Below are 23,277 nucleotides of genomic sequence, written 5' to 3' on the forward strand. Positions count from 1 at the left end.
CCGAAGGGGGGTGGGTGAGGGGCTCGCTCAGGTTCTTCCGGAAGCGTCGCTCCCCTCTCCCGCCTCGCATCCACGAGGCACCCTCCCCCGCAGAGGGGGGAGGGTTGGGAGCGCGATTAGGCTCCCCGGCGGGCCATCAGCTGCTCGATCAGCGTCGCGCCGGTCTCCAGCGCCGACAGCTCCTCCGCCACCGTGGCCACCGTCTGCGCGATCTGCTCCGGCATGTGCTCGGAGGTCATGAAGAAGCGCAGGCGCGAGGAGCGCTCCGGCACCGCCGGGTGGATGATCGGCTGCACGTTGATGCCGCGCTTGAACAGCCGGTCGGACAGCGTCACCGCCTTGAGCGAATCGCCGACGATGATTGGGATCACGGCCAGACCCAGGCTCGAACCCGTGTTCAGCCCATGCTTCTTGGCGAGCGCCAGGAACTGGTTGCCGTTGCGGCGCAGCCGCTCCACCCGCTCCGGCTCGGCCTGCATCACCGAGAGCGCGGCCTCGGCCGCGGCGGCGAGCGGTGGCGACATGCCGACGCTGTAGACGAAGCCGCCCGCGGTGCATTTCAGGTACTCGATCAGCGCCGAGGGGCCGCAGATATAGCCGCCGCAGGACGACAGCGTCTTCGAGAGCGTGCCCATCCAGATGTCGACGTCCGAGGCATCGACCCCACAATGCTCGTGCAGGCCGGCGCCGGTGCGGCCGAGAACGCCGAGCCCGTGGGCGTCGTCCACCATCAGCCAGCAATCGTAGCGGCGCTTCAGCTCGACGAAGGCGGCCAGATCCGGCGCGTCGCCGTCCATGCTGTACAGGCCTTCGATCACGATCAGCGCGCGGCGGTGCTCGTGCCGGGTCGCCTCGAGGAGCTTTTCGAGGGCGGCTGGGTCGTTATGGGCGAAGGAGCGGCGTTGCGCCCCGGAGAGCTGCGCGCCCGTCACCACGCTGTTGTGGATCAGCGCGTCGTGGAAGATCACGTCCGGCGCTTCCAGGATCGCGCCGATGGCGGTGACGTTGGTGGCGTGGCCGCTCACCAGGACCACGCAGGCATCCGTGCCGTAATGGGCGGCGAGCGCCCGCTCCAGCTTGAGATGCCCGGGCCGCTCGCCCGCCACGATCCGGCTCGCGGAGGCCGAGGTGCCGAAGGACTCGATCGCCTTGCGCGCCGCCCCGCTCACCGACGGGTGCCCGTTGAGGCCGAGATAATCGTAGGAGGAGTAGTTCGAGTAGGCTTGGCCCTCGATGCGGGTCTGCGCGCCGGCGCGGGTCTCGTGCACCCGGAAGAACGGGTTGCCGAGGCCGATCAGGTCGGCGGCCGAGCGCTGTAGGCGCAGCTCGCGGTAGCCGGTCAGCTTCTCGAAATCCTGCGCCGATTCGTTGGCCGGCGGCGCCTTAGTCTCGGCGGGGGCCGGCCGCGCATTGGTGCGGCCGAGCCGGTTGGTGACGAAGCTCGCGAGCGCGGCCCGGCCGTCCTGCGGGCGTGACGGCTGGGTCATGGCAAGATCTCTTTGATGTCCGCGACGTTCTTCTCGACGAGCTCGTTGAACGGAACGAGCGTGGCGGCATCGAGATCGCCGGCATGCTTGGTGGCGAGGGTCATGGTCACCCCGGCGGCGTCGTCCACCGGCGTCGCCACCGCCTGGATCAGGGTCTCCGTCAACTCGTTGACGGTGAGCCCCGAGGAGATGCCGGCCGGCGGTGCATCGAGGGCGAAGCGCTCCTGCAGGCTCGCCCCCAGCTCCACGCCCATCAGCGAATCGAGGCCGATCTCCGAGAGCTGGCGCACGCGGCTGATGTCGTCCTTCGGCAGGCGCAGGATGCGGGCGATGTCCTCGACGATGGCGTCGGAGACGGTCTTGCGCACCGCGTCGATGTCCTGCGACCGCAGCAGCGCGCCGATATTGATGGCGGCCACCGTGCCGGACTCCGCCTGCTGGTCGCTGCCGAGGCTGGCGTAGCTCGGCGAGCGCAGGGTGCTGAGACGCTCGCGCGCCTTGCCCCAATGCATCGCGGCAATCGCGATCACGCCCTCGTCGCTGGCGCCGGTCTGGCCCTCCAGCGCCTCGGCCATCAGGTCGAGGCAGAGACGGGCGTCCATCGGCGTGACGCCGACGCGGGAGGACAGCGTCTCCATCACCGCCTTGTTGCGGGCGAGCACGCCGACATCGCCGATGGCGCCCCAGGCGACCGCGAGCGCCGGCAGGCCGAGGCGGCGGCGCTGGCGGGCCAGCCCCTCCATGAAGCCGTTGGCGGCGACGTAGGAGCCCTGGCCGGGATTGCCGATGAAGGTCGTGGCCGAGGAGAACAGCACGAAGTAGTCGAGTTTTCGCCCGCGGGTGGCGGCGTCCAGGTGCTGTGCGCCGATCACCTTCGGCGCGATCACCGCTTCCAGGGTCTCGGGCTCGATCGCCGAGATCAGGCCGTCCTGCAGCACCATGGCGCCGTGGATCACGCCCGCGAGTTTGCTGCCCGCGGTCTCGATGCCGTCGATCAGCTTCTCGACCGCCCGGCGGCTGGTGATGTCGCAGGCCTTGGTCTCGACCCGCACGCCCCGGGCCGTGAGTTCGGCGATGACCGCCTGGCCCTCTTCGTTCGGCTTGCCCGAGCGGCCGACGAGCACGATGCGCTTGGCGCCGCGATCGGCGAGCCAGCGCGCCGCCTCGATGCCGAAGCCGCCGAGGCCGCCGGTGACGAGGTGGACGCCCTTGTCGCTGACCGCGAAGGCGTTGCGCTGGACCCGCGCCACGGAGCCGGGCGCCGGCGGCGTGACGACGATCTTACCGACATGCCCCGATTGCTGCATCAGCCGGAAGGCGTCCGAGGTCTCGTCGGCGGCGAACGGCTGGTAGGGCAGCGGTCGCAGGCCCCCTTCGGCGAAGAGCGCCATCACCTCGCGGAACATCCGCGCCCCGTCCTCGCCCTGGTGCTGGAGCACCTGATCGAGATCGACGCCGAAATAGGAGAGGTTCCGGCGGAACGGCCGCAGGCCGATATGGGTGTTGGCGACGTAGTCGCGCTTGCCCAGTTCGACGAAGCGCCCGAACGGCCGCAGGCAGTTCAGCGAGCGCTCCATCATCTCGCCGAACAGCGAGTTGAGCACCACGTCGACGCCGTCGCCGGTGATGCGGCGGACATCGTCCACAAAGGCGAGCGAGCGGGAATCGAGCACGTGCTCGGCGCCCAGCGCGGCGACCAGCGCCCGCTTCTCCCGCGAGCCGGCGGTGGCAATGACCCGCGCGCCCTTCCACTTGGCGATCTGGAGCGCGGCCAGTCCCACGCCGCCCGCGCCGCCATGGACCAGCAGCCACTCGCCCTTGCGCAGCCGGGCGCAGGTGCAGAGCGCGTAGTAGGCGGTGAGGAAGGCGACCGGCACGGTCGCCGCCGCGGCCGGGTCGAGCCCGGCCGGCATCGGCGCGACGACCATTTCCGGCACGACCACGTGGGTGGCGAAGCCCGATTGGGCGAAGGCGACGACGGCGTCGCCCACCGCGAAGTCGACCACGCCGGCACCGATGGCGGTGACGCGGCCGGAGACTTCGAGGCCGAGACGGGGACCGGCGAAGCCGTCCTCCAGGATCTCCTCCGGGAGCATCGAGAGCGCCCAGAGCACGTCGCGGAAGTTGAGGCCGGTGGCGGCCACCGCGATCTCGACCTCGCCGGGGCCGGGGGCGGCGCGTTCGGCCGGCCCCCAGACCATCTCGTTGAGGCCGCCCGTGTTCGAGCGCTCCAGCCGCGCGGCCGGAGCCGCCTCGCCGCCGGCATGGGCAGCACGGCCGGGATGGAACCGCACGACGCGGGTGGCGTCGGCGTCGAGCACGATCTCGGTCTCGTCGGTGCCCGACAGGATCAGCGCGCGCAGCCGCTCGGCCGCGTCCTTCGAGGACAGGGCCGGGGCGAGGTCGATCCGGCGCACGTCGAGGTTCGACGCCTCGTTGGCGAGCGTCCGGCTGAAGGCCCAGACGCCGGCCTCGACCGCGGCCGCCTCGCCGCCCGCATCGCGGGTGGCGCCGGGGGCGACGACCCAGAGCCGGGTCTGGCGGCTGCCGAGATGCTCGGCGCAGCGCTTCAAGCTGAGGCAGCGGTCGCGCAGGCGGGTGGCCGCCTCGCCCTCGCCGGCGAAGGCGCCGGCGAGGAACACCACGGTGTCGGGGGTCTCGCGCTCCAGTTCGCGCAGCGACTGCTCGGAATCGAGGATGATCGAGACGTGGACGCCGCTCGCCACCAGCAGGGTCGCCAGCGACGAGGCGGTCTCAGCGCCGAACTCGTCGTCGGAGCCGACCACGAAGGCGAAGGTCTGGCCGTGGCCGAGGGCCGGGCGCACCGGTGCCTCGGCGACGAGCAGCAGGTCGTCACCGTTGGCCGACGCCGCGCGGTCGGCGGAGACCCGCACGAGGCCCGAGGCGCTCAAGGTGCGCTGCCAGCCCGTCACGTCGTCGAGGCGCGAGAGCGGCATGCCGGCGACCGCCTCCTCGAACCAGTCCGGCGCGAGGCCGAAGACGAGGTCGCGGAACAGCGAGGCGCCGGGCTCGACGGCGACCAGCAGGCCGCCGGAGGCGAGGGCCGCAGCGAGTTGACCCGGGAGGGCCTTGTCGGAGCGGTGCAGCACGTCGCTGGCCAGAACGAGGTCGAAGGCGGCGGCGGGCAGGGCGTCGCCGGCCTCCGCCACCGTGACCGAGCCCGGCAGGGCGAGACGGGCGCGCTCGGCCAGCCGCCGGTCGGTCTCCAGCACGGTCAGCCGGGCATCGGCCTCGCGGGCCAGGGCGGCGGCGCGGGCCGAGAGCGGACCGAAGCCGACTTGCAGGATGCGCAGGGCGCGGTCGGACGGCAGCCGCTCACGGGCCTCCGCCACGATCTTCGCGACGACCTCGGCGGCGGCGCGCGCGGTGGCGCCGCGCAGGTGGAAGGCGTCGAGCGCGGCCGGCGGCAGGCTCGCGGCCGTCACCGCTTCACCCGCCACGATCCGGCCGACCAGCGCCGTGGTGTCGGCGAGCAGCACCAGTTCGGCGGCCAGCTCTGGATGATCGGCCGCGATCCAGCGCATGGTCTCTTCGGGCGCGGGCAGGGTCACGTCGCGGCGCAGGCGCCAGACTCCCTTGTCGAGCGTCGCGAGGCCGCTGCTCTCCAGGGCGTAGAGGGCGTTGGTCGCCCAGGCGTGGAGCGCATCCGGCAGACGGCCGTCGAGGGTCACCTTCCCGTTCTCGGACAGGCCCTCGGCCAGCCGGTAGGCGAGCGCCGTGGCCCAGCCCTCCAGCAGCAGGTGGCCCGGTCCGAGTTCGGCCGTGTCCGGCGCGGTCGCCGCGGCGAGGCTCGGGCGCAGACGCTCGGCGACGCTCGGGCGCCGCTCCAGCGGCAGGGCGGTCGGCTCGGTGGCGCGCTCGACGCCTTGGGTGATGGCGTAGGCGTCGAGGTCGCTGCCGCTGCGCGCGCGCAGGGCCTGGAAGCGGCCCTCGCGGATCGTCGCGATTACCTCGCCCTCGGCATCGGTGAGGGTGAAGTCGGCGAGGATCGAGCGCTCGTTGCAGCGCCGGGTGCGGATCTCCGCCCGGGCGATGGCGGCGCCGGGGCGCAGCAGGCGCACCTCGCCGAAGCGCACCGGCACGTAGGCCTTGGTGGCGCCCTCGCCCATCAACTCGGCGAAGAGCAGGATCAGACCGTGGAAGCAGGAATCGAGGCGCGCGGGCACGAGGCCGTAGCGGTCGTCGGCCTCGGCCGGGATCAACTCGGAGACGATGGTGGTCTCGTCGATCCGCGCGGAGGCCGCCACCTGCCTGAAGTTCTCGCCGAAGCCGAGACCGGAGGCGAGCGCCCGGCGGTAGAGGTTTTCACCCGCGATGGCATGCTCGGCCGGGATCGTGAGATCGCGAGCCGCGGGCGCCGGGAAATTACCCTCGATGATCTTGGCCGAGGCGTGGAGCTGCCACGGGGTCGGGGTCAGGCGCGGACGGCTGAGGATCTGGATCTGATTGCCGGAGCCGGACAGGCGCACCAGTACCTCGCGCAGGGAGTCCTCGGCGAAGACCATCGGCGAGAGGATCTCGACGTCGGCGAGCGTGACGGCGTCGGTGCGCAGGGCCTGACGGGCGACGTGCAGCGCCATCTCGACGAAGGCCGCGCCGGGCAGGATCACCTGGCCGTCGATGCGGTGGTCGTCGAGTTCGGGCACGAGGGCCGCGTCGAGATGGCCGTGCCATTCGAGGCCGTCGGGCGCGAGCCTGTTGCCGGCGAGCGGGTGGTAGGGCCGCGGCGCGGCACCCGCGCCTTCCGTCGTCTCGGCGAGGCGGAACGGGCGGCGCTGCCAGGGATAGAGCGGCAGGGCGACGATGCCGGCCGGATCGGCGCCGAACAGGCGCGCCTCGTCGACGGCGGCTCCGGCGACGAGGGCGGCGGCCACCGCCTTGGCGATCGGGTCGCCGCCCGCGGGCTTGCGGTGCATCACGCCGACCGAGGCGACCTCGATGGCGAGCGGCTCGATGGCGTCGCCGATATGCGGCAGCAGGGTCGCGCGCGGGCCGACCTCGACGAAGACGCGGGCGCCCTGGCGGGTCGCCTCCTGCAGCGCCTCGCAGAAACGCACCGGCTCGCGGATGTTGCGCCACCAGTAGCCGGCACCGAACTGGGCGCCGGGCAGCACCGTGCCGGTCACGGTCGAGACCATGGCGGTGTGGCCGGCGGCAGGCTTAAGCCCGTCGAGGTCGCGCAGCAGCGGACGCTCGGTCGGGTCCATCAGGCGGCCGTGGAAGGGGTATTCGAGGTCGAGCTTGCGCCCGCGGCGGCGCTTGCGCGCCAGCGCCTTCATCGCGGCCTCGATGTCGGCCTCGGGGCCGGCGACCGTGATCGCCTTCGGGCTGTTGTAGGCGGCGATGTCGAGGCTGGGATAATCGGCGAGGAACGCCTCCATCTCCTCGACCGGCCCGAGCAGCACGGCCATGGTGCCGAAGCCGCGGGTCGATTCCTGGTGCTTGCTGCGGAAGAAGATGACCCGCACCGCCTGTTCGAGGCTCAGGATGCCGGCAGCCTCGGCCGCAGCGATCTCACCGACGCTGTGGCCCAGCACATAGCGGGGCGCGAGGCCCTTGGCGCGGAGCGCCGCGGTCGAGGCGCTCTGGATCGCGAAGATCAGCGGCTGCGAGACGCGGGTGAGGGAGAGGCGCGCGTCGAGATCCTCGGCGAACATCGCCTCCTTGAGCGACCAGCCCGAGAGTTTTTCGAAGAGCGCGTCGGTCTGGTCAAAGCGGGCGCGGAAGGTCGCGCTCGCCTCGTAGGCCTCGCGGCCCATGCCGACCCACTGGCTGCCGTTGCCGGAATAGACAAAAGCGACCTCGGCCTGACGCTCGACCGCGGTGCCGATGACGGCCGCCTCGGTCTCCTCACCCTCGGCCAGGGCCCGCAGGGCGGCCGGGACGTCGGTGCCGGGGGCGATCGGCAGGGCGAGCCGCGTCGAGAGACGCTCGCGGCGGTGGAAGGCCGCGGCCGCGACGCGGGCGGCCTCGTCCGGCGCGGCGCCGTCGAGGCGGGTGGCGTAGTCGAGGGCGAGGTCGTTGAGCGCCGCGCGGCTCTGGGCGGAGAGCAGCAGGATCTCGGGGGCGCGGCCGGCCTCGTCGTTCGCGGCGACGGGGGCCGGATCGGTCAGCACGACGTGGGCGTTGGTGCCGCCGAAGCCGAAGGAGTTCACGCCGGCGAAGCGCTCGGCCTTCGTGCGGGCGAGCGCCAGCGGCGCGCGGTTCACGGCGAGCTTCAGCGTCTCGAACGGGATCTCGGGGTTGAGTTCGGCCGCGTGCAGCGAGGGCGGCAGCAGGTCGTGCTCGAGGGCGAGGCTCGCCTTGAGCAGGCCGGCAAGGCCCGAGGTCGGTTCCGTATGGCCGATATTGGTCTTGATCGAGCCGATCGGCAGCGGAGCCTGCCGCGGCTTGCCGAGCTTGGAGCCGATGGCGCCGGCCTCGATCGGATCGCCGACCGGCGTGCCGGTGCCGTGCGCCTCGACGAAGGCGATGCGGTCGAGGTCGATCTCGGCCTCGCGGTAGACCTGCTCCAGCAGCGCGCCCTGCGCGTGGCCGGAGGGGAGCGAGATGCCGGTGGTGCGCCCGTCCGAGTTGACGCCGCTCGCCGCGATGACGCCGCGCACCGTCCGGCCGCTGCGGGCGGCGGCCTCGGCCGATTGCAGGATCAGCACCACGCCGCCCTCGGCGCGGACATAGCCGTCAGCGCTCGACGAGAAGGCCTGGCACAGGCCCGTGCGCGAGAGCATCTGCGCGTTGGAGAAGGAGATGAAGTTGAACGGGCTCGCCAGGATGTTGGCGCCGGCGACCACGGCGGTGTCGACCTGACCCGCCTCGATCGCCGCGATCGCCGCGTTGAGCGCGACCAGCGAGGACGAGCAGGCGGTGTCGAGGGTGAAGCTCGGGCCCTTCAGGTCGTAGATGTAGGAGATGCGGTTCGAGATGATCGAGAGCGTGTTGCCGGTGGCCGCGTAGGCGTCGCCCGAGGACGGGTCGAGGATGCGCAGGTTGCCGTAATCGAGGGCGGACGCGCCGACGAACACGCCGATATGGCTGCCGGCCACGGAGGACGGGCGCAGGCCCGCATCCTCGAACGCCTCCCAGGTCAGTTCCAGCAGCATGCGCTGCTGCGGGTCCATCTGCTCGGCCTCGCGGGGCGAGATGCCGAACACGCCCGGATCGAACGACCAGATGTCGTCGAGCACGCCCGCCGCCCAGGTGTAGCTCTTGCCCCGCTCCTGCGCCCGCGGATGACCGAAGGCCGGCAGCGACCAGCGATCCTCGGGGATGCGCGAGACGGCGCAGCGCGCCTCCGTCAGGAGCTGCCACAGCCCCTCGACGTTCGGAGCCCCGGGCAGGCGGCAGGCGCGGCCGACGATCGCGATGTTCTTGCGGTGAGTCACGTCGATCCGTTTACGCTCGTGAAGCAGGGACCGGGGGTCCGTTCGGTGCGGATGTTCCGCCCGCACCGCGAATGTCTCGTCAACCTTCGGCCTTCCTGCGGCGCTCGGGGACGAGCGGCCGACGACCGAAGGTTTTAAGAGGCACTCTTAATCTGACCGACAGGACCGTCCAACCCGCTTGGCTGCAACCTCTCCCTTAATCCAGAGAGATTGGGAGATTGTGTGGCACGTATTCATCAGTGAAACGTTGATGGCGGAAAAGCGGCAAAATGCCGAAAACAACAAATATCAGTCGTTATCGTCTGGGTGAGTTCGAAAATTGCCGCCATTCGGCCATTGGAGTGATAAAGTTCTTGCGAATATTGCGTTAGGTTTCGGAGAGTCTTTTTCGCTCTTCTCAGGTGATCGATTTTGGCGGGAGCTGGCATGTTGTTGCGCTTGAAAGTTGCAGCGCTCTCATTCGACAGATGAGACGGCTTCGAAACACGCATCGGACAGATGGCGGATCGAAGGCCACAATCACGCAATTCCGATGCCGGAATAGGCGAAGCCGTGGCGCTCGACCTCCGCAGGCGCGTAGACGTTGCGCAGGTCGACGAGGACGGGCGCGGCCATCAGCGCCTTCAGCCGGGCCAGATCCAGCGCCCGGAACGCGTTCCACTCCGTCACGATCACCAGCGCGTCCGCTCCCTCCGCGCAGGCATAGGCGTCCTCGGCATAGGCCACGTCCTGCAGAAGCGGCCGCGCCTGCTCCATGCCTTCCGGATCGTAGGCCACGATCCGCGCGCCCGCATCCTGCAGGCCAGCGATGATCGACAGCGAGGGCGCGTCGCGCATGTCGTCGGTGTTCGGCTTGAACGTCAGGCCCAGTAGCGCCACCCGCTTGCCCCGCACCGAACCGCCGCAGGCCGCGATCACCTTGCGCGCCATGGCGCGCTTGCGCTGGTCGTTGACCGCCACCACCGTCTCGACGATCCGCACCGGCGTGCCGTAATCCTGCGCCGTCTTCACCAGGGCCAGCGTGTCCTTGGGAAAGCACGAGCCGCCGTAGCCCGGCCCGGCATGCAGGAACTTCGCGCCGATGCGGTTGTCCAGCCCGATGCCGCGGGCGACCTCCTGCACGTTGGCGCCGACCTGCTCGCACAGGTCGGCGATCTCGTTGATGAAGGTGATCTTGGTGGCCAGGAAGGCGTTGGCGGCGTACTTGGTCAGCTCGGCCGTGCGCCGCCCGGTGAGCAGGATCGGCGCCTGGTTGAGGTAGAGCGGGCGGTAGACCTCCTGCATCACGGCGGCGGCGCGGGCATCCTCGGCGCCGATGACGATGCGGTCGGGGCGCTTGAAGTCGCCGATGGCGGCGCCCTCGCGCAGGAATTCGGGGTTGGAGGCGACGCCGACATCGAGGTCGGGGCGGGCCTCGCGCAGGATGCGCTCGACCTCGTCGCCGGTGCCGACCGGCACGGTCGACTTGGTGACGACGACGGCGTAGCCGGTGAGCGCCTCGGCGATCTCACGTGCCGCGGCGTAGACGTAGGAGAGGTCGGCAAAGCCGTCGCCGCGGCGCGACGGCGTGCCCACGGCGATGAAGACGGCCTGGGCCTGCGCGACGGCGGGCTTGAGGTCGGTGGAGAAGGCGAGCCGCTTCTGGCGGACGTTGTCGGCCACCAGGGCGTCGAGGCCGGGCTCGTAGATCGGCATGCGGCCCTCGTTGAGGGCGGCGATCTTTTCGGGATCCTTGTCGATGCAGACGACCTCGTGGCCGAAATCGGCCAGGCAGGCGCCCGAGACCAGGCCGACATAGCCCGAGCCAATCATCGCGATGCGCATCGATGTCCCCGCTGGGCCTGCCGGATCACGTCCGGTTTGTTGCGGTGCAGTGTATCCCGGTTCGAGGCCTGCGCAAACCGGCGCCCCGAGCGGCGGTCGCTGGGGGGCGATCTACAGCCGGTAATGCGCCGCGGCCCGGGAGAAATTCGGATTGTAGTACGGGTCGGCCCGCAGCACGGGCTCCCACCGCTCGCGCATCACCCGCGATTCGGCCTCGAAGCGGGCGCGCTTCTCCGGCGTGTCCTCGGCGCCTCGGCTCTTCGATTCGTGGTGGACGAGGCGGGCATACGGCGTCCAGACGATGCGGTAGCCGGCCGAGCGGATCCTGAGGCACAGGTCCACGTCGTTGAAGGCGACCGCCAGATGCGCGGCATCGAAGCCGCCGACCTCGCGGAAGACCTCGGACCGCATCGCGAGGCAGGCGCCGGTCACCGCGGAGACCTCCTGCGACAGCTGCATCCGCGCGAAGTAGCCGGGCGCGTCGCCCGGCAGGCCGAGATGGCTGTGGCCGGCGATGCCGCCGATGCCGAGGACGATCCCGCCGTGCTGGATCGTGCCGTCGGGATAGAGGAGCTTCGCGCCGACCGCGCCGATCTCCGGGTCGCTCGCGATCGCGGCGAGTTCGGTGAGCCAGCCCGGCTCCAGCACCTCGATGTCGTTGTTGAGGAACAGAAGGATCGATCCCCGCGCCGCCGCCGCGCCGCGATTCGACAGATCGGAGAAGTTGAACGGACCCGGCACGGACAGCACGCGCAGGCGCGGCTCGGCAGCGTAGCGCGCGAACAGATCCCGCGTCGCCGGCTCCGAGCTGCCGTTGTCGACGACGATGACATCCAGGGCCGGATAGTCGGTGCGCGCGAACAGCCCGTCGAGGACGACGCCGAGCAGCTCCGCCCGGTCGCGGGTCGGGATGACGACGGAGACGAGGGGGGACGGGTCCGGCAGGGGACGCAGCAGCCGGTTGAAGCCCTGCTCTCCGCGCTCGGCCCGGGCGCCCCGCCGCGAAGCCACCTCGGCGAGCGCCCGCAGGCGGGCATCCTCGGCCCGCGCGAGCGCCCGGTCGGAGAAGGTGCCGGAGCCGGCCGCCGCCCGCCAGTGATAGAGCACCTTGGGGATGTGGCGCACGCGGGCGCGGTCGAGCCCCTCGGTCAGGCGCAGAAGCAGATCGTGATCCTGGCTTCCCTCGAAGCCGGGCCGCAGGCCGCCGAGCCGGCGCAGCGTCTCCGTGCGGACCACGCTGAGATGGTTCACGTAGTTCTGGGCCCACAGCAGCTCGCGGTCGTAGCCCGACTTGAAATGCGGCTCGAAGCGGCGGCCGCGGCCATCGACCTTGTCCTCGTCGCTGTAGATCAGCTCGAGGTCCGGATCGGCCCGGACGGCGGCGGCCACCTCGAACAGGGCGTTCTCGGCGAGGAGATCGTCGTGGTCGAGGAAGGCGGCGTAGGCGCCGCTCGCCAGGCCCAGGGCGTCGTTGGTCGCGCGGGCGATGTGGCCGTTCTCCGGCCTACGCACGCAGCGGATGCGCGGCTCTTCCCGCGCGTGGCGGGCGATCAGCCGCGGGATGCGCGGATCAGTGGAGGCGTCGTCGGCGATGCAGAGTTCCCAGGCCGGGTAGAGCTGGCTGCGCACCGAGCGGATCGCCGCCTCCAGCACGCGCGGGTCGGGATCGTGCGCCGGCATCAGGATGGAGATGAGCGGGCGCGCCTCCCAGCCCGCGATCTCGGCGCGGATCCGCGCGCGCTCCGCCGTCGTGAGCCGGTCGAACCTCGCGATCCAGGCGGCGTAGCCGGTCTCGGCCCGGTGCGCGAGCGCCCGCGCGATCAGCCCGCGGGCGCGGACTTTGAGGCCGAGGACGCGCCAGTAGACCGCCTGGGCGGTCAGGCCGGGTTGGCGGAGGCCGGCCCGCGCCACGATCCCGAAGCGTCCGCGGCGGATGATCCTGAGGTCGCGCAGCCGGAAGGGGTCGCTCCGCGACAGGGCCGTCAGGCGCAAGGTCGCGACGTCCGGCGGCAGCCGGCCGGTCCAGGCGAAGGCGTCGCCGCCGAGCGGCTCCTCGACCAGCGCCACGCTCGCACCGTCGCCCGAGACCGCGCTGAGGAGGGCGCGGGCAATGCCGCCGCTGCCGGCATCGCGCCACGTCACGCTGACCCAGGCACCGCCGAGGCCGGCGCCGGCAAGATCGATGCGCAAGTCGGCTCCGTCCGTGCCCGTCGCCGGCAGCGGACGGCCTGCGAGCGTCGGCTCGAGCGGCGACGTGAGCCTCGCCTGGGGCCCGGCCCGCTCCGCCATCGCCGCTCAGGCCTCCCAGTTCTTCGAGACGGATGCCCGCACCGCGTCGCTCAGCACCGTATCGTAGACGACCATGTCGCGGGCGAACCGCATCCCGCGCAGCAGCTCGGCGAGCGCCAGCGTCTCGTTCGGGATCGGCAGCGGCAGCGGTAGCGGGGCCTCGATCCCGATATGGTGGAACACCGAGGCCATGAAGGCCTCGAAGTAGTCGCGGTGGCCGACGACGTCGATGCGCGACAGAACCTCGACGGCGATGATGGAACTGCCCGGCATCAGCCGGTCCTCCGGCACGTGGGTGCTGAGCTGGCGGGTCAGGGGGTTGTAGAGCAGGTGATAGGCCGGCTCCGGCATCATCCGGAACAGCCGCTTCAGGCTTTTCACGTCGGTGAAATCGTAATCGAGGGTGAAGGCCGCCGCCTCGACGAGGTTGCCGAGGCGCCATTGCTGGTCCGCGTTGGCGGCGATGCTCGCCCGCTCGCGCAGCCAGTACAGGCGGCTGGCCAACTCCACGAAGGGATCGTGGACGAGCAGCATGGTGAGCGCGCCGCTCTGGACGAAGTGCCCCTCGTAGCGCGGGAAGATGATCGAACCGGCCATCAGGCAGGAATCGAGCGTCACGGTGTCGAACATCGCCCGCAGGATCTCGTCCGGAAACCGGCCGATCCCGAAATACGATTGCCGGAAATAGGGGTAGAGCGCGGTCTGGATCACCGTCTCCGGGCGGATATGCCCGTTGAGCAGGATGACCTTCTTGTCGGTCAGGCCCTCGCGCGGCAGCCGCCGGTAGATCAGCACGTTGGTGTCGACGTCGTAGATCTCGAGCCGCTCGATTCCGGCCAGACCCGGCACGTCGGTCTCGCGGATCTCGAAATGGCACTGGCCGGTCGCGTGCCAGCCGAACTTGATGAAGTTCGGGTCGGAGTGGATCGCGGAGACCTCCGCCACCCGGCGGCCCTCGATGCAGACGGAGACCCGGCTGATCGCCTGCGGGTTGTCCGGCACCACCCAGCCCCGGATCACGTCGCCCTCGTCGGACGATAGGAGAAACCGCATCCTTGCTTGCCGTCCTCGGTCCCGTGCCGGTCCGTACGCTCGGTCTGTGCCACCCGGTGCGCCGGCCGCGCGCGCCTCGTCGAGACGTCATGAGGCCGCCGTGCCGGCGCCGGAGCGGCGACCCTACGTTCCGCCGCGCTGTCTTAGCCGATTTTTGCCGCTCGGGTGCAACGGGGATGCCGTCGCGCGGGCGGCGCCCCACGCCTTTCGACGAATGGTGTCAGATTCCGCCAAGGTCCCGCTTGCGGAGCCGGCCGGCACCGGCTATAGCCGCGGCCTCGCAGGACGCCGGGGCCACCCGGAAGACCTGCCGGGGCGCGTAGCTCAGCGGGAGAGCACTACCTTGACATGGTAGGGGTCACAGGTTCGATCCCTGTCGCGCCCACCATCCTAAACATCTAGGATGATTGACGAATTTGGGGCCCCGGGAACGGGGCCTTTTTCGTTGGGTTGGAAACCGGGTCGGAAACCCGAGTGCGTAAGGCGAGACGCACAGGTGCGACAGGGTTGTTGGTGACACGCGACCCTTGCGACGAGATCCTCTCAAGCCTCGCCGACAAGATCACATTGACCTGGCTTGTCGCCGTAGGGCTTTGCACAGCCAAGCGGCGGGTCCCGCTGCAGGTCTATGACAAAAGTTCCGGCACCTTCGACATCCGGCCGCTATCGGATGGCGGTGTAAGATAGCTCGTGGCGCACCGGCGGTCCGTGGCGACCGCACAGTCCGCCCCTGCATCTCGCGACCTCAACCGGACCGGCATCGATCCCCGCGCTCGTGCGATCGGGTCCCGCGGGCTTCGCGCCGTTGTCTCATCGGCGAGGTTGCTTCATCCTTGATCGAAAGGGGGCGTCCCCTTCGCCAGGGGAGGGGGATTATGGCCGGCCAGAAGGTTGCCTTTGTCGCGTACTCGTCCCGTGACCCGGCCGTGGCAGGGCTAATCTTAGAAGGCGTCAGGCATGCGAATGCGGTCTCCGCTCAGCCTGTCCGCTACGAGCCATGGGTTTTCAACGACATCGCGGGCAATCCACTGATCTCCCCGATCCTCGCGAAGATCGACGAGGCGCCCTTCGTCGTCGCTGACATCAGCTATCTCAACCTGAACGTGGTCTACGAAGTGGGGTTCACGGTCGGACGCGGCAAGCGCGCGTTCCTGATCCGGCATTCTGGGACGGTCGGAGACCGCGGCGTCGCGAAGGAGGCGGGCATCTTCGATACCCTGGGCTATCACGAGTACGGCTCGGCGGATGACCTAAGGAACCGGCTCACGAGCCACGTCGACGAGGCCGCGCTGCCCTTCAACCTCACGCTCGACCGCAAGGCCCCGGTCTACCTCATCGAGCCACCGACCCGGACGGCCGCGGCGATCATGGTAGTCTCTCGGGTGAAGAAGGCTGGCTACCGCTACCGCAGCTTCATGCCGACCGAGGACACCCGGTTGGCCGCGGCGGACGCGGTCCGGCAGGTCTCGGCCTCGGCCGGCATCGTCCTCCTGCTGCAGCAGCCTGAGCTGGAGGGCGCTGAAGTTCACAATGTGCGAGCATTGTTCGTCGCGGGCCTCGCTCACGGGATGGGCAAGCCGACCCTGATCCTGTGCCCGGCGGGCTATGACGCTCCCCTCGACATCCGGGACGCCGTACGCACGTACCGCTTTCCGGACGACATCACTGACCGGGTCGCGGATTTCTGTCCGAGCATCAACGACCACTTGCAACAGGCGGACACGTCCCCAATCGAGACCGGCGGGCTGTTGCAGAGCATGTCAATCGGGGACCCGACCGCTGAGAACGAGATGACGACACTGTCGCAGTACTTCCTCAAGACCAGTCAGTACGACCGGGCCCTGCGGGGCGACGTGAACCTCGTGGTTGGCCGCAAGGGATCGGGCAAGACCGCACTCTTCATCCGCGTCCGTGACAAGATCCGGGCGGACAAGCGCAACATCGTGGTCGACCTCAAGCCCGAGGGCTACCAGCTGCTCAAGCTCAAGGACGACATCCTCTCCTACCTGACCGAGGGCGCGCGCCAACACTTGATTACCGCGTTCTGGGAGTACCTCATCCTGTTGGAGGTCACCTATAAGCTCCTAGAAAAGGACCGAGGGACCTACAAATTTAATCACGAAATCAACGCATTATACCTTGAGCTCGATGCGGCCTACCGCGTGGACAACTTTTCGGCCGAGGGCGATTTCTCCGAGCGGCTGCTGACGCTGTCACAACGGATTGGCGACCAGTACGCCGCCCGGTACGGCCACGAAGACGGGCGGAAGCTAACCTCGCAGCAGGTCACCGAGCTGCTTTACACCCACGACCTTCGTGCCCTGCGGGACCGGGTATCGCGTTACTTGGAAAAGAAGGGGACTGTCTGGGTCCTATTTGACAATTTGGACAAGGGCTGGTCCACCCAGGGCGTCGACGTGATCGATGCCATTGCGCTGCGCTGTTTGATCGACGCGGGCCGTAAGGTCGAACGGGAGATGCAGCGCGCCGGCCACCAGTTCCGCTGCATCGTGTTCGTGCGTAACGACGTCTACGAGCACCTCATGGCCAACTCGGCCGATTACGGCAAGGAGATGCGGGCAACCCTCGACTGGACCGATCCGGACCTGCTGCGCGAGATGCTGCGCTTGCGCCTGGTCTCCGGCCTCGACGGGAAAGCGGCAGAGGTATCGTTCGAGCAGATCTGGCCGACTATCTGCGCCTCCCACTTCCGGGGGGAGGAGAGTTCGGCCTTCATTATCGAGCGCTCGCTCATGCGGCCACGCAACGTCCTGAAAATTTTCAACCACGCCCGAGGCTTTGCCACAAACTTCAGCCGCCTCCGGATCAGCGAGGAGGACATCCAGAAGGGGATGCGGGCCTACTCGCAGGATCTGCTAATCGAGCTTGACAGAGAACTTAGCGACGTGCAGCCCGCGGCAAAGGACCTGCTCTACCACTTCATCGACGCTCCGAGCGTGCTCGACGCCGCCGCGCTGGGGCGCATTGTAGAGGAGGCGGGCATCGAGGCGGCGGGCGCAGAGGGCGTGACCGACTTCCTGCTCTACTATGGGGTTCTCGGCGTCCGGACCGGGGACACTGACTTCTTCATATTCAACGTCGCCTACGACCTCAAGGCGCTGAAGATCCGGGCCAAGCGCGGGGGGGCCAACACGCTTTACCTTATCAATCCGGCATTCGGACCGGCTCTCGGTTTGAAGGAGTTCAAGGACAGCGTCGTCGATCTCGATGAGCCGGCCCTGCCGCTCTGACGCCGGCGGACGCCCGGACTGAGGCCCCGCCCTTACGTTCAAGATATCTCGCGTTACGCCCGCTTATGTGCAGGATATGACGTCCCCCGACGCTCGGCGGGCCAGCCGTATGCGCAACCGCCCGGGCTTGCCGCCGTCCCGACCGGGTGACCCCTGATGGCCGGAAAACACGACCCGTCGGCAGGGTATCGGGTAGCGCTAACCCGATACCTCGCGCGCGAACGAACCGGGCCACTGCCAGGCTGTTATGTCACCGGTCCGGTCTGGCCCCGTCGGGCGTCGATGGCCGCGAGGCGGCTTGGAAGCCGGTGCTTCGGCGGGCTAGCCTTCCGACGATACGAACTCGGCGCCGGCCGGCGCACGCCTCATCACCGACGTGACTTGGCCTCCACGACCTTGAGCGACCACGATGGACGGGCAGCCCGAGACGACCACGAGCCCTGACGCGACCCGTCCTGCGCGGGGCGGACCGGCCAAGCCGCAGATCGGGTTCCACCATCGCGACGCGGTGCGCCTCCTGTACATCCTGGCACTCGGGAGCGAGGAGGCCGCACATGATAGTCGCATCTTCCGCGGCGAGAAGCGGGCGATGGCCATCGACTTCCTCGTCCGCTACCCGGATTACCTGGCCGACGAGCTCCTGACCCGCTTCGAGACCGAGGGCGATCCTGCCGGCCTGGATGCCGCGTCCGACATCTTCGACGCCGACGAGCCGGACCTTCGCACGGTTGCGATGGTTCGCTGGCGCCGCGGGGCCTTCCAGAACATCGAGATGCCGCTCTCGATCCTCGCGGCGCATGGCTTGGTGCGTCCGCTGAAGCAGACCGCCGGGCAGCGCCGGCACGACTTCATCGTCCTTCCGGCCGCGTTCGCGTTCATCGAGCGGATCGAGCGCGAGCAGCCGAGCCTTGGCTGGTACAGGTCGCGGGTCGAGCTTGTAATGACGCTGACCGGCTTCCGGAGCGGCTCCGACCTGAAGGGCGACCAGTACCTCCATCCCGAGTACCGCGACGCCCGCCATGGGACCGAGATCCCGTCCATCAAGGAGCGCGTCCTGGCCCGGCTCCGGAGCCTCAGAGGACGATAATGAGCACGCAAGCCACGGCAGCGGAGTGGATCGAAGCCATCGCCGGAAAGGCATTTCTGCCGGTGCCGGTCGTGCAGGAGGTGCTCGACCGGCACGCCGTCGAGCCGCAATCCACCTTGCCCCGAAGAAAGAGCCTCCGCATCCGCTCCGTCACGCTGGAGGGTGTCAAGGAGGGCACCGTCGCCGACGGCCCGTTCGGCCGGACCTTCACCTTCGGTCCCGGGCTCTGGGCCATCGTTTCGGACCAGAACTTCAGGGGCAAGTCGACCCTGCTGGGCGTGATCCAAGGGGGCATCCGCGGCGACATCCACGAACGCGTGAAGCCGGACGTGTGGCGATGGCTGAGCAAGGCGGAGGTCGTCTTCGAGGCCAACGGCATCGGCCATCGGCTCCTCGTCACGAAGGATGCGGGCGACCCCGACAAGGGCGCGGCCGGCAGCTTCAGCCGCGAACAGGACGGCGGGTGGTTCACCCTGTACGAGGGCACGGTCGGGAAGCCCTTAGAACGCGCCGTCGAGGACGCCATGCTGGCGGAGTTCGGGTTCGCCAGGTTCCACGCCCACAACGAGAAGGACGGCAGCCACACCCATGGCTGGCCGGTCATCGCGTCGGCGCTATTCGTCGACGGTCCAGGCAAGGCCGTGTTCGGCGAGCTGCTGGTCGATGCCATCCCGCTGAGGCTGCTGCAGATGTTCATGGGCCTGCCGTGGGTCAGCACCTACACGGCTGCCGCGACGGCGCTGAGGCGGTTGAGGGCGACGAAGGCCGAGCGTCCCACCGCCTCTCGCGGCCTCGGGAACAGGCTCCGGACTAGCCTCGACGCGGTCGACGCCTCTCTTTCGTCCGCGCGCGGCCGGGTCCGCCCCGGGCCCGACCGTGCCGTCCTGCGGGCCACGATGCTTGAGCAGGACCGTCGGCTGCTGGCCCTGCGCGAGGGGATCGAGGAGACGCGGCAGGAGGCGGTCAGGGTGGACCGCCAGTTGCAGGGCGCGACGACCCTGCTCCTCGAAACGCGGAGGGCCTTGCAGCAACTCAGGGACGAGCGGGCAGCCGGCGTGGTGCTCCGGACCTTGCGCCCCGTCTGCTGCCCCTCGTGCGATGCCGGCATCGACCACAACCGGCATTCGCGGGCGGACGAGGGTTCTACCTGCGCCTTATGCGGCACGCGCCAGGCACCGGACGAGGACGAGGACGCGTTGCGGCTGGAGGAGTTGCAGCGGGACGTCGACGACGTTGAGGTCAATGTCGCGGAGCTGAGCGCCCAGGCGACCAAGGCGCAGGCGTCGCAGCGGGGGGCCGAGGCGGAGCTTTCCAAGGCCATCGAGGCGTCGCGCGCCACCGAAGCCGCCTTGCGGGCCGAGGGCTCCGCCGACCTAGAGATGGAGATCCGGGGCCTTGAGGCCCAGCGCGAGCAACTCCTCGCGCTGATCGCGGCCGAGGAGGAAGAGGAGGAGAAGGAAGAGGCTGCCACCGGCGCTCATGACGAGGCAGTGCTCCAGGCCGCCGAGGAGGTGACCAAGGATCTCTACGACGGGCTCGCGCGCGAGATCCTCGCCGACGTGTCGAGGGAGATCACCACGCTGTCCCGTTCGTTCGGCGTCCAGAACATCGAGAGCATGGACTGGGGCACCGGGGGGGCGATGCGGATCGTGCAGGGCAAGGCTCCGACCAGCTTCGGGAGGCTGTCCCCGGGAGAGAACCTGCGCGTGCGCATCGCGGCGGCGCTCGCCGTGATCGAGGTGGCCCGGCAACGCATGTACGGCCGGCACCCGGGCCTGCTGGTCCTGGATAGCCCGGGCGCGCAGGAGATGGCGCCCGCCGACTTCGCCGCGTTGCTGTCGCGCGTGCACGAGGCTATCCAGAGCGCGGGGGACATCCAGATCATCGTCGGCGCCCGTGCGGACCCGACGCTCCTCGACGTTGTCCCATGCGATCACGTGACCCACGCTCATGGCGAGCGATTCCTTTTCTGAGCCTGGCTCCGTGGCGCCGTCCGACCTGATCAGACGCCTTCTCGACGACGGCGACGCGCAAGACCTCGGCGACATCCCGGTCGACGAGCTCGCCGCGGCGGCCGCCGATCATGCGGCGGAAGTCGAGGGCGCGCGCCTCTTCGTCATCCTCGCCGAACATCCGCGAGCCGAGGCAACCACGAAGGCCCTGGTCGCGGTGGCGGAGAACGCCGACGTGCTCGCCATGATGGAGATTGCGTCTTGGCTTGGGCGCGGCGGGCAGGTTCCGCCGACGCACCGCCAAGGGCTCGGCCGGGTTTTCCTGGAACGGGCCGCCGACAGGTCGGCCCACTATGGCACCCGCTCCCAGGCGCTGAAGGCGGCGATGATCATGGCCCAGTCGGAGCGGTCGCTGCTCCGGCGCCTCCAAGCCGACCTCCTCGATCTCGACCCGTCGGACGACGGCATCTATCTCCGCCATGCGGCCAGGGTTGCCGGGGCCGTGCTGGCCCACGAGCCCGCCGACGACTTGCGCCACAAGCTGACGGAACTCGCGGATGTCGAGGACGCGGAGGACGAAGCCGCGGTCGAGCTCGGCCTCGATGCGCTGAGAACGGGGCTCGGCGCCACCACGCCGAAAACGGCGCTCGACGCCTTCGGGCGGGCCCGGGGCTGGTTTGCGCGTGCCGAGGACGCGACCGAGACGCGCCTCGATGCCCGGCTTTACCGGAACTGCCTCGACATGCTGGTGGCCTTCCAGGAAGGCCGTACCGGCGAGGATCTCCCAGAGCGGATCGACACCGTCACGCGATCGGCCTTCGAGTACACCGCCTACCTCACCGTGAATGACCGCGAGCCCGAGACGTCGTCCTGGCTCACGGCGAAGGACCTCGAACGCGTCCACTGGACTTCGCTCGCGCTCCGCCTCGGGGCGGTCACGGACAAGATCTCCCGCTCGGCGTGGCTCAAAGTCGCCGCGGTCATGGAGGAGGAGCTTCTGTCCGTCTATGCCGCGAGCCGTACCATGTTCCGGCGAGGGTCCGACGGCGGGCTAGAGCAGGTCGTGCGCCCGATGATCGTGGGCGCGATGCAGCGCGAGCTTCGTTCCCTGGACATCCTGGAGCACTGGATAGAGGAGAACGCCGGGTCCGCTTACCTGCCGGAGGCGATGTCCCTCGGGGACCTCGTGGGCCAAGCCCGGGTAGACCTCGTCACCCACCGCCCTTCCGGGGCGGCGGACGGGAGCTCACCGACCGCCGCCATCATTGAGCACCTCCCGGCGCAGGTACGCGAGACCGTCTCGGCCCGCATCGAGGCCGATGCCGTCATCCTGTACGACGAGACCGTATCCAGGACCGTCGACGAGGTGCTTGGGACAGCCCTTGCCGCCCTCGCCGGGAATGTCGACTACGGGGGGCGAGAGGATGTCCGGAGCTTCGTCGATGTACTGCTCCTAGAGGTCACACGCTTCGTCGTCTCGCGGTACAACCTCAGCAAGGCAACGTATCCCGGCGTCGCCTATCTCTTCAATCGTGACGCGGACAACCCGCCGCTGGAAGCCGATCTCCAGCATGACTTCGTCAACTTCCTCATGGGTTCGCGGCTCGCGGAGATCTGCCGACCCGAGGCCCGGGACCTCGGCGGCGGGCGCGTTGATGTCCTGTTCACCTACAGATGGATGAAGACGACGTCCGAACTGAAGCGCTCCTTCCCGAAGCTGACGCTTAGCGACTTGGTCGACCGATACGGCCCGCAAGCCATCTCGTATCAGGGCACGAACATCGCGCTTTCCATGCTGATGGTCCTCGACCTGCATGACCGAGCCGGAGCCCAGCCCGACATACGCGACCAGATTGGCGTCCATCATCGAACGAGGCTGTGTGAAAACGAAGACACGCTGCGAGACCGTAGAACAATCTTCTGCTTGACGAGGAGTCCAACTCGCAAGGCAGTCATGCTGATGGCGGCAATGCGTCCTTTTCGACGCTTCACACAGCGCCTTGGGGAATAACCTTCTGCCGCAACCGATACCTCTCACGTTTTCACACGGCCTCGAACCGTTGCGGACAGCTCGGTGGAGACCGCAGTCGTCCTTTTCCGGGTTCAAGGGAAGCGGCATACCCCGTCGGATGTCCCGGAAGCCGCCCTAACACCATCAGGGGCCAACCAAGCGAGCGACGAGTAGCCGCTCGTGCATGAGGTATTGGGTAGCGCAAACCGATATGGCGGCCCCTCATCGCTCTAGGTTGCTCCAGTGCGGAACTTCGATGCGTGGGAGCAATACACTCGCTGGGGCTATCATCACCAGCGTCTCAACCGACGCTGCCAGCGGCAAACCCCGACCGTTTACCATGCCTCCAAGCGGGCCTTCCCTCGGCCGGTGCCTGGGCCTATCTTAAGGGTGTGCACAAAACGACCCCTGACCTAGTGCTCAGGGATGACACATCGTGAGCGATACCGCCGGTGAGATGACCTACCCCCTGCCCTCGTGCGCAGGGATGACACCGTGTCTTTTACAGCCTTAAAGTGATCAAGACTTACCCGCCCTAGTGCGCGAGGATGTTCAGAGGGCCCCGGGGCGATGCCGGGGCTTTTCTCGTTTTAGGCCTTCCGCACGCGGGCTTGCCCCGGGCCCTGGCCGGCGCGAGGATGCGGGAACGCCCAACGATCCGGACCACCCCGAGTCCGCGCCATGCGGGAGCGCTGGCATGCCCTCAGTGATCCCGAGGTATGGGAGCGCCCCCCGGCCGATGCGCTCGCGGACGAGACGAGCTACGACGCCGAGACTGCCCTGCGGGTCCTGCGGGGCATGACACCGCCGAAGCGACGGGCCGGCTTCTTTCAGGATGGCCGCTCGGCTGCCCGACCAAGCCCGGTGCGGCATAGGCTCTTTACTCGCGGCACATAATTCCATGAGGAACCGCTGGGCGC

9 protein-coding genes and 1 tRNA gene are annotated in these 23,277 nt (G+C 69.1%); 5 read left to right on the forward strand and 5 right to left on the reverse strand.

Annotation, left to right across the window (positions count from 1 at the left end; translation table 11 throughout):
- Positions 1 to 116: 116 nt before the first annotated feature.
- The 5 genes from MPPM_RS09755 to MPPM_RS09775 all read right to left on the reverse strand — a co-directional run bounded on the left by MPPM_RS09755 (position 117) and on the right by MPPM_RS09775 (position 14,056).
- Positions 117 to 1,487: an aminotransferase class I/II-fold pyridoxal phosphate-dependent enzyme gene (locus MPPM_RS09755; RefSeq protein ID WP_096484893.1), complete on the reverse strand. Its 1,371-nt coding sequence runs from the start codon at positions 1,485 to 1,487 to the stop codon at positions 117 to 119.
- Positions 1,484 to 8,890 carry a type I polyketide synthase gene (locus tag MPPM_RS09760; RefSeq protein ID WP_096484894.1) on the reverse strand — a complete coding sequence of 2,469 codons (7,407 nt, stop codon included), beginning with the start codon at positions 8,888 to 8,890 and terminating at the stop codon, positions 1,484 to 1,486. Before MPPM_RS09760 ends, MPPM_RS09755 begins: the two co-directional genes overlap by 4 nt.
- A gap of 519 nt (positions 8,891 to 9,409) precedes the next feature.
- On the reverse strand, positions 9,410 to 10,714 hold the full coding sequence (locus tag MPPM_RS09765) for a UDP-glucose dehydrogenase family protein (protein WP_096484895.1): 1,305 nt from the start codon (positions 10,712 to 10,714) through the stop codon (positions 9,410 to 9,412).
- Between the two features lie 111 nt (positions 10,715 to 10,825).
- Positions 10,826 to 13,003 (reverse strand): glycosyltransferase family 2 protein, encoded by a 2,178-nt coding sequence (locus MPPM_RS09770; protein ID WP_096484896.1) that lies wholly within the window; start codon positions 13,001 to 13,003, stop codon positions 10,826 to 10,828.
- Between the two features lie 6 nt (positions 13,004 to 13,009).
- On the reverse strand, positions 13,010 to 14,056 hold the full coding sequence (locus MPPM_RS09775; protein ID WP_096484897.1) for a hypothetical protein: 1,047 nt from the start codon (positions 14,054 to 14,056) through the stop codon (positions 13,010 to 13,012).
- Between the two features lie 313 nt (positions 14,057 to 14,369).
- Here MPPM_RS09775 and MPPM_RS09780 point away from each other — a divergent pair.
- From MPPM_RS09780 to MPPM_RS09800, 5 genes are all read left to right on the forward strand, one after another.
- Positions 14,370 to 14,444: transfer RNA gene (locus tag MPPM_RS09780), tRNA-Val, on the forward strand.
- Between the two features lie 487 nt (positions 14,445 to 14,931).
- Positions 14,932 to 17,307, forward strand: coding sequence for a P-loop ATPase, Sll1717 family (locus MPPM_RS09785; protein ID WP_096484898.1), 2,376 nt, complete (start codon positions 14,932 to 14,934; stop codon positions 17,305 to 17,307).
- Between the two features lie 409 nt (positions 17,308 to 17,716).
- Positions 17,717 to 18,394 carry a hypothetical protein gene (locus MPPM_RS09790; protein ID WP_096484899.1) on the forward strand — a complete coding sequence of 226 codons (678 nt, stop codon included), beginning with the start codon at positions 17,717 to 17,719 and terminating at the stop codon, positions 18,392 to 18,394.
- Positions 18,394 to 20,367, forward strand: coding sequence for a hypothetical protein (locus MPPM_RS09795; protein ID WP_096484900.1), 1,974 nt, complete (start codon positions 18,394 to 18,396; stop codon positions 20,365 to 20,367). Before MPPM_RS09790 ends, MPPM_RS09795 begins: the two co-directional genes overlap by 1 nt.
- On the forward strand, positions 20,345 to 22,357 hold the full coding sequence (locus tag MPPM_RS09800) for a hypothetical protein (protein WP_096484901.1): 2,013 nt from the start codon (positions 20,345 to 20,347) through the stop codon (positions 22,355 to 22,357). The genes MPPM_RS09795 and MPPM_RS09800 overlap by 23 nt, the downstream gene beginning before the upstream one ends.
- Positions 22,358 to 23,277: the final 920 nt, after the last annotated feature.

Source organism: Methylorubrum populi (genome assembly GCF_002355515.1).
GTDB classification, from domain to species: domain Bacteria; phylum Pseudomonadota; class Alphaproteobacteria; order Rhizobiales; family Beijerinckiaceae; genus Methylobacterium; species Methylobacterium populi_A.